Here is a 6,762-nt window from a genome sequence, read left to right as displayed (position 1 = left end):
CCCAAGAGAGAAATTGCTCCCGATCCTCTGTACAACAATGTGGACTTGGCAACCTCTCCACGCTCCTTACTTCTTGGGTCTCTTCGCGCCGTACTTCGAGCGACCCTGCCTGCGATTCTCAACACCTGCTGCATCCAGAGCACCCCGGATGACATGGTAACGCACCCCTGGGAGATCCTTGACACGGCCTCCCCGGATGAGGACAATAGAGTGCTCCTGGAGGTTGTGGCCAATACCAGGAATGTACGCCGTAACCTCCATGCCGTTAGTCAGGCGAACACGAGCAACTTTCCGCAAAGCTGAATTCGGCTTCTTCGGAGTGATAGTCCAGACACGGGTGCACACCCCACGCTTCTGGGGTGACCCCTTGAGAGCTGGAGCCCCACTCCGGCTTTCAGGCTTTTTTCTCCCCTCACGAACGAGCTGATTGATAGTCGGCATAATCATCCTCCTTTGTCCTCTACTATAGCTGCACAGGAAGAGCGAACTTCAATACCACAGATTCTCCCAAGCTCCTGAGCACTCGGAACGTACTCAAGAGCGATATTTTTCTCCTGGGCAAGGGCAACAATGGTCTTCCGTATCGCCTCGTCAACGTCAAGAGCAACGAAGACCTTTTTGGCCCTTCCCCGCTCAATGGCTCTCTGGGTTTCCTTGAAACCCACAACCCTCTTTGCCGTACGGAGTTCTTCAAGACCCATACCAGAAAGCGACAGAGGAATTGTAGCAGCACACCGCCCTCATGTCAATTCCTCGTCCTCTTCATCTATTTCAAAGTCAAACTCCTCCTGATCCTCGAAAGCCTCCTCTTCTTCATCCTCCGGGAATTCAGCAGCAACACCCATACCCATGAGCTCTCGGAAATCGAGTGCCTCTTCTTCAGAAATTTCCGCCTTCGAGAGCGCCTCTTCTTTCTCCGTTGAGAGTCGTATCTTGCGGTACTTCTCAAATCCCGTGCCAGCAGGGATGAGCTTCCCAAGAATAACGTTCTCCTTAAGCCCGATGAGCTGGTCGATCTTACCCTTGACGGCCGCGTCAGCAAGAACGTGGGTTGTCTGCTGGAAGGACGCTGCGGAGAGGAAGCTGTCGACAGCAAGTGAAGCCTTTGTAATACCCAACGCTACAGGACGTCCTGTGGCAACCTGCTTCAGGCCGGGGAGATAGATCACTTCCTCGACAAGGGTTCGGACCTCCTTTTCGCCTTCAGGGTCCCGAAGGAGGAGGAAGCCCACATTGTCCTCGGCAATCTTCACCACATCGTCCCGAACGATGATCTCTCCGGCCCTTACCAGGATGTCGCCATTCCTTCCTACAACAACATCCTGAGCGGCAACTTTTCCGACGACCTCTTTCTCGAGGAGTTCAATGAGGCGACCTTCAATGGAGAAGAAGTGGCCATCGCTCAGAGGAACTTCCTTAATCCCTTCCACAACGAGTCTTCGGGCGATACTCCGGCTTATAGCCTGTCCGGCTTGAATAATCACTTCACCGGTGTGAGGACTGACAATGTCCTTTGCCACCTCTTTGTTGAGAATCTCTTCTCGGAGAACCCGCACAAGGCTCTCCTTTACCTGGAAGACTCGCACGTTCTTCCAGACCACCACCTGCTCTATGTCGTGAGCCTCGAGAGTCGCAATCTCTTCTTGCTCAAGGCGGGTGTTCATCGGAAGGAGCACCTTTTTCGTCTCAGGGTCAAGGACATCTTCTGCAAGGATGGCGCCTCGAAGTTTTTCCCAGGTCGCCTGTTCCCGGACTCTGAGTTTCAGGGGACCAATCTCACCAAGGCGTTCAAGAATGGATTCCTTGAGAACTTCCCCGGCCTTAACGAGGACCTTACCGGAAGTGTCTCGCACTTCCTCAACACAGATGCGGTGCACAAGCTCGTTCTCCAGGTTCTTCTGGCCTCGCAGGACCCTAAAGAACGCGCCGTCCTTGCGGACAAGGAATGGACGGCAATCGTTCGAGAGAATGACTTCAATATCCTCAGCGCTCAATACTCGACCCTTGGAGAGGAGAACATTCCCCGAGGCATCAAGCACACTGTCCTCAAGGGTGCAGCCTTCAAGGAGCTCCTGGGCCCTTTCTTTCAAAAGGGCATTCTCTTCAAGGATACGGGCGTTCTCCTTTTCAAAATCCTCAAGGAAGACCATCTCACCGGAGAGAAGGTTTGTGTCTCCTGCGTTCTCAACCATGATCTTGTTGAGGCGAGCAATCTGTCGGATGATGATTTCAATGTGCTTGTCGTTGATTGTTACACCCTGAGAGATGTAGACAGATTGGATTTCTTCAAGGAGGTACTTCTGAACTGCCCTGATGCCCTTGATTCTCAGGATATCCTTGGGGTTGATAGGACCAAGGGTGAGACGGTCCCCAGCCCGAACCCTGTCACCCTCAGTAACTGCAATCTTCACGTCGTGAGGAACAAGGTACGTGCGAACCTCCTGGTTCTCCTCGTCTTCGCTGGGTCGAACGTAGATTTTGCGACGGTTACCAATGACCTCGATTTTTTCCACTACTCCATCGACATCGGAAAGAATGGCTGCCTTCTTGGGCTTGCGGACTTCAAAGAGCTGCTCCACCCTTGGGAGACCTTGCGTGATATCCTCCCCAGCGATGCGTACACCTCCAGTGTGGAAGGTCCGCATGGTCAGCTGTGTTCCGGGCTCCCCGATGGACTGAGCTGCCACAATGCCTACTGCTTCACCTACATCCACAAGGCGACCGGTTGCGAGATTCCTCCCATAGCACTTAGCGCAAACACCGTACTTGGTGCGGCAGGTGAGTACCGATCGGACCCAGGCCTGGCGGATGTTTCGCTCCTTGAGTTTTGCAACAACTTCTTCATTGATTTCCTCTCCAGCCCGGACGATTACCTCACCAGTTACGGGGTCCACGATATCCCGGAGGGCAATGCGCCCAAGAACTCGTTCCTCAAAAGGCTCAATGATGTTGTCATTCTCATCCTTCAGGTCTTCAAGGAGAATACCATCGTCTGTGCCGCAGTCCTCCTCCCGAACGATGACATCTTGAGCCACATCCACAAGTCTTCGGGTGAGGTAACCGGATTTGGCCGTACGCAGAGCGGTATCGGCAAGCCCCTTCCGAGCGCCGTGGGTTGAAATGAAGTACTCAAGGACGCTGAGCCCCTCGCGGAAGTTCGCCTTGATTGGGTACTCGATGATGCGCCCGGAGGGATCCGCCATCAGGCCTCGCATTCCGCAGAGCTGGCTCACCTGGCGGACGCTTCCTCGAGCTCCTGACTTGGCCATCATGTTCACCGGATTGAAATCGGGGAGAATCTCAAGGATGGCATCGGCAATTTTGTTCGCCGCATCCGTCCACACATCCACAACCTTTTGCTCTCTCTCTTCAGCAGTGATGAGACCCTGGGCGTAGTGCTCGTTAATTTCCTCAACCCGGTGGGTAGCTTCCTCGATAATCTGCTCTTTCTCCGAGGGAATCTCAAGATCAAGCACGCTGATTGTGGCACCAGATTTTGTCGCATAGTGGAACCCTGCTTCCTTGATGCGATCGAGCAACGGTGACTTTGTTGCCAAACTTCCGGTAGCAGAGGTCCACAATCTCCGAGAGCTTTTTCTTTGTGACCGGCTCATTGTAGTAAGGCATGCCCTCGGGAAGGAGACTGTTGAAGATAACCCGTCCAACGGTTGTTTCCTCGACTTCAGGGTGTTTCTCGGTAATCTCCCGAATGAAAACTGGCTCATGGAGATCGACCTTACCAAACTCATACGCAAAGAGAGCCTCGTCGACGCTGTAGAATCGCTTCTTCGATTCCCTTCGCATCCCGGGAAGAGTCAAGTAGTAGCACCCAAGGACCATGTCCTGGGTGGGAACGGCAATAGGCTTTCCATGTGCTGGGGAGAGGATGTTGTGCGAGGAAAGCATGAGAATTTGGGACTCAGCTTGAGCTTCAGCAGAGAGTGGCACATGGACGGCCATCTGGTCGCCATCGAAATCAGCATTGAACGCCGGACAAACTAAGGGATGGAGCTGAATGGCGTTCCCTTCTATGAGTACAGGCTGGAAAGCCTGGATGCTGAGGCGGTGCAGCGTTGGTGCCCGGTTGAGAAGAACTGGATGCTCAGCAATAACCTCCTCAAGCACGCCCCAGACTTCCTCTCGGGCCTTTTCCACCATTTTCTTCGCGCTCTTAATGTTGTGAGCAAGCCCCTTGTCGACGAGCTTTTTCATGACAAAGGGCTTGAAGAGCTCCAAGGCCATCTTCTTCGGCAACCCACACTGGTCGAAACGAAGCCTCGGTCCGGCCACAATAACCGACCGTCCAGAGTAGTCGACCCGTTTCCCCAGGAGATTCTGACGGAACCGACCCTTCTTTCCCCGAAGCATATCGCTCAGAGATTTCAGTGGGCGGTTCCCAGGACCAAGCACGGGCCGCCCACGTCGGCCGTTATCAAAGAGTGCATCGACCGCCTCCTGGAGCATTCGCTTCTCGTTCTTTACGATGATTTCCGGAGCACCAAGCTGGAGGAGTCGCTTGAGCCGATTGTTGCGGTTGATGACCCGGCGGTAGAGATCGTTGAGGTCCGATGTAGCAAACCGTCCGCCATCAAGCTGCACCATGGGACGGAGGTCTGGTGGAAGGACAGGAATGACCTCAAGAATCATCCACTCCGGTCGGTTCCCGGACTTCAAAAAGGCTTCGACAACCTGCAAACGCTTGATAATTTTCTTCGCCTTCTGACCCGTGGCTTCTTTGAGTTCCTTCCGGAGATCCCGGGCCAACTGTTCAAGATCGATGTTCTTGAGAATTTCCCGAACCGCTTCTGCACCCACTCCCGCTTTGAATTCGGGATCGTAGCGGGAGAGAAGCTTCGCCTCAGTTTCAAGAATCATCTGGGCAACCTTTAATCCTGTTTGGCCCGGATTGATGACGATGTAGCATGGTTCTTCCACCGTGGTCGAGAGAATCGTTTCCTCGAAGAGATTTCCGAAGATTTCCCGGAGCTCGTTCACTTCAGATTCCGAGAGCTCATCATCCCGCTGGTACGGGAAAGCCCGAATGTCCACAACCTCAAAGGTGTTTTCGTCAATCTGCTCAACAGAAAAGCTCTCCTTGTACTTTGAGCGATACCGGGCGTAGTCCTTAAGTGTCAGGCGGTCACCGATGGAGAAAGGAAGGGTGTGGACCTCGGTAATTCGATGGGCAAGTTCTGCCCGAAAAGCAGGATCGTACTTGCTGTAAATCTTGTACTCGGTTTCGCGGATGGTAGCTCCAGCCTCAAGATTTGTTCCCCCAGGTTCGATGACTTTGTAGCAATCCTCCCGCTTCCTCCCCGAGGCGAAGTAGAGAACCTTCTCAAGGTTTTTGGGAAGAATGCCAAGAAGGAGTGCCATCTTGCTGGGAATGCTCTTAAAGTACCAGATGTGGGACACAGGAGCTGCAAGTTCGATATGTCCGAGTCGCTCACGTCGTACCGAAGCTCGGGTAACCTCGACACCACAGCGGTCGCAAACGACACCCTTGTCACGAACTCTCTTGTACTTCCCACAGTAGCATTCCCAGTCCTTTGTGGGACCAAAGATTTTTTCGCAGAACAACCCGTCTTTTTCCGGCTTCAGGGTTCGGTAATTTATCGTCTCGGGCTTCTTTACTTCTCCATGAGACCACTTCCGAATTTCCTCAGGAGAAGCCAATCCAATCTGAATTGCTCCAATGTCATTAACGTCCACCAAGGACTCTTCCCCCTTCGCTCACTTTTTCTCCCGACCCTGGAGATTGACGCCGAGGCTTGGTACCTCTTCCTCAGCGTTCTCCATCTCTTCAAGGGAAATTTCTCTCCCTTTACCGTCAAAAATCTTTACGCTCAGGCACAGGCTCTGGAGTTCTTTCACGAGTACCTTGAAGGACTCAGGAAGAGACGGCTGCAGCACATTCTTCCCCTTGACAATGGCTTCGTACGCCTTGACCCTTCCTGCGATGTCGTCGGATTTCACCGTAAGCATTTCCTGGAGCGTGTACGCTGCACCGTACCCCTCAAGCGCCCACACCTCCATCTCTCCGAAACGCTGCCCACCGAACTGGGCCTTTCCACCAAGAGGCTGCTGAGTAACGAGAGAGTACGGTCCGGTCGAACGAGCGTGAATCTTCGTTTCCACAAGGTGGGCGAGTTTCATCATGTAAATGTACCCCACCGTTACCTCGTTATCGAAAGGTTCGCCAGTTCGGCCATCGTAGAGCACCGTTTTACCCTGCGGGAAAAGATGGAAGTCTTTTGAAACCCGATGGTCGAAGAACTCTGCAAAGGGTACATCTCCATCAGGAGTCTTCGCATTCCGCATGGCCTCAAGGATTTCTTCTTCACGAGCTCCATCAAAAGGAGGACTGGCTACAAACTTTCGCTCTTTATTCGCCACCCAACCAAGGTGGGTCTCAAGAATCTGTCCAATGTTCATCCGCGAGGGAACACCAAGAGGATTGAGAACGATATCCACCGGTGTCCCATCGGGAAGGTACGGCATGTCCTCTTCGGGAAGAATGCGGGCAATGACCCCTTTATTCCCGTGGCGTCCTGCCATCTTGTCCCCTACAGTGATTTTCCGCTTCTGGGCTACGTATACTTTCACGAGCTTGTTGACTCCCGGGGCGAGCTCGTCACCGTTCTCCCGAGAGAAGACTTTCACATCGATGACCTTACCGTACTCCCCATGGGGCATCCGCAGCGACGTGTCACGGACTTCCCGCGCCTTCTCTCCGAAGATGGCTCGGAGGAGTTTTTCCTC

3 protein-coding genes and 1 pseudogene are annotated in these 6,762 nt (G+C 53.4%); all 4 read right to left on the bottom strand.

All coding sequences use genetic code 11. The annotated features are described in order from the left end of the window. Nucleotides 1-66: 66 nt before the first annotated feature. Nucleotides 67-441 carry a 30S ribosomal protein S12 gene (locus tag H5U36_08190; protein ID MBC7218099.1) on the bottom strand — a complete coding sequence of 125 codons (375 nt, stop codon included), beginning with the start codon at nucleotides 439-441 and terminating at the stop codon, nucleotides 67-69. 2 nt (nucleotides 442-443) lie between these two features. Then, entirely contained in the window at nucleotides 444-701 is a 258-nt protein-coding gene (locus tag H5U36_08185; protein MBC7218098.1) for a ribosomal L7Ae/L30e/S12e/Gadd45 family protein, read from the bottom strand. Nucleotides 702-740: 39 nt separating this feature from the next. After that, nucleotides 741-5,715, bottom strand: a pseudogene (rpoC, locus tag H5U36_08180) (DNA-directed RNA polymerase subunit beta'). 18 nt (nucleotides 5,716-5,733) lie between these two features. Then, on the bottom strand, nucleotides 5,734-6,762 hold a 1,029-nt coding region (locus H5U36_08175), incomplete at its 5' end, for a DNA-directed RNA polymerase subunit beta (GenBank protein ID MBC7218097.1).

The organism is Candidatus Caldatribacterium sp., assembly GCA_014359405.1.
Lineage (GTDB): Bacteria > Atribacterota > Atribacteria > Atribacterales > Caldatribacteriaceae > Caldatribacterium > Caldatribacterium oleiphilum.
Note: the sequence above shows the minus strand (reverse complement) of the source record. Positions and strands in the feature narration are given on the sequence as shown.

Bases quoted from the DNA above. Each gene is read 5' to 3' on its own strand.
- H5U36_08190 (MBC7218099.1), bottom strand. From the start codon at position 441: ATGCCGACTATCAATCAGCTCGTTCGTGAGGGGAGAAAAAAGCCTGAA.
- H5U36_08185 (MBC7218098.1), bottom strand. From the start codon at position 701: ATGGGTCTTGAAGAACTCCGTACGGCAAAGAGGGTTGTGGGTTTCAAG.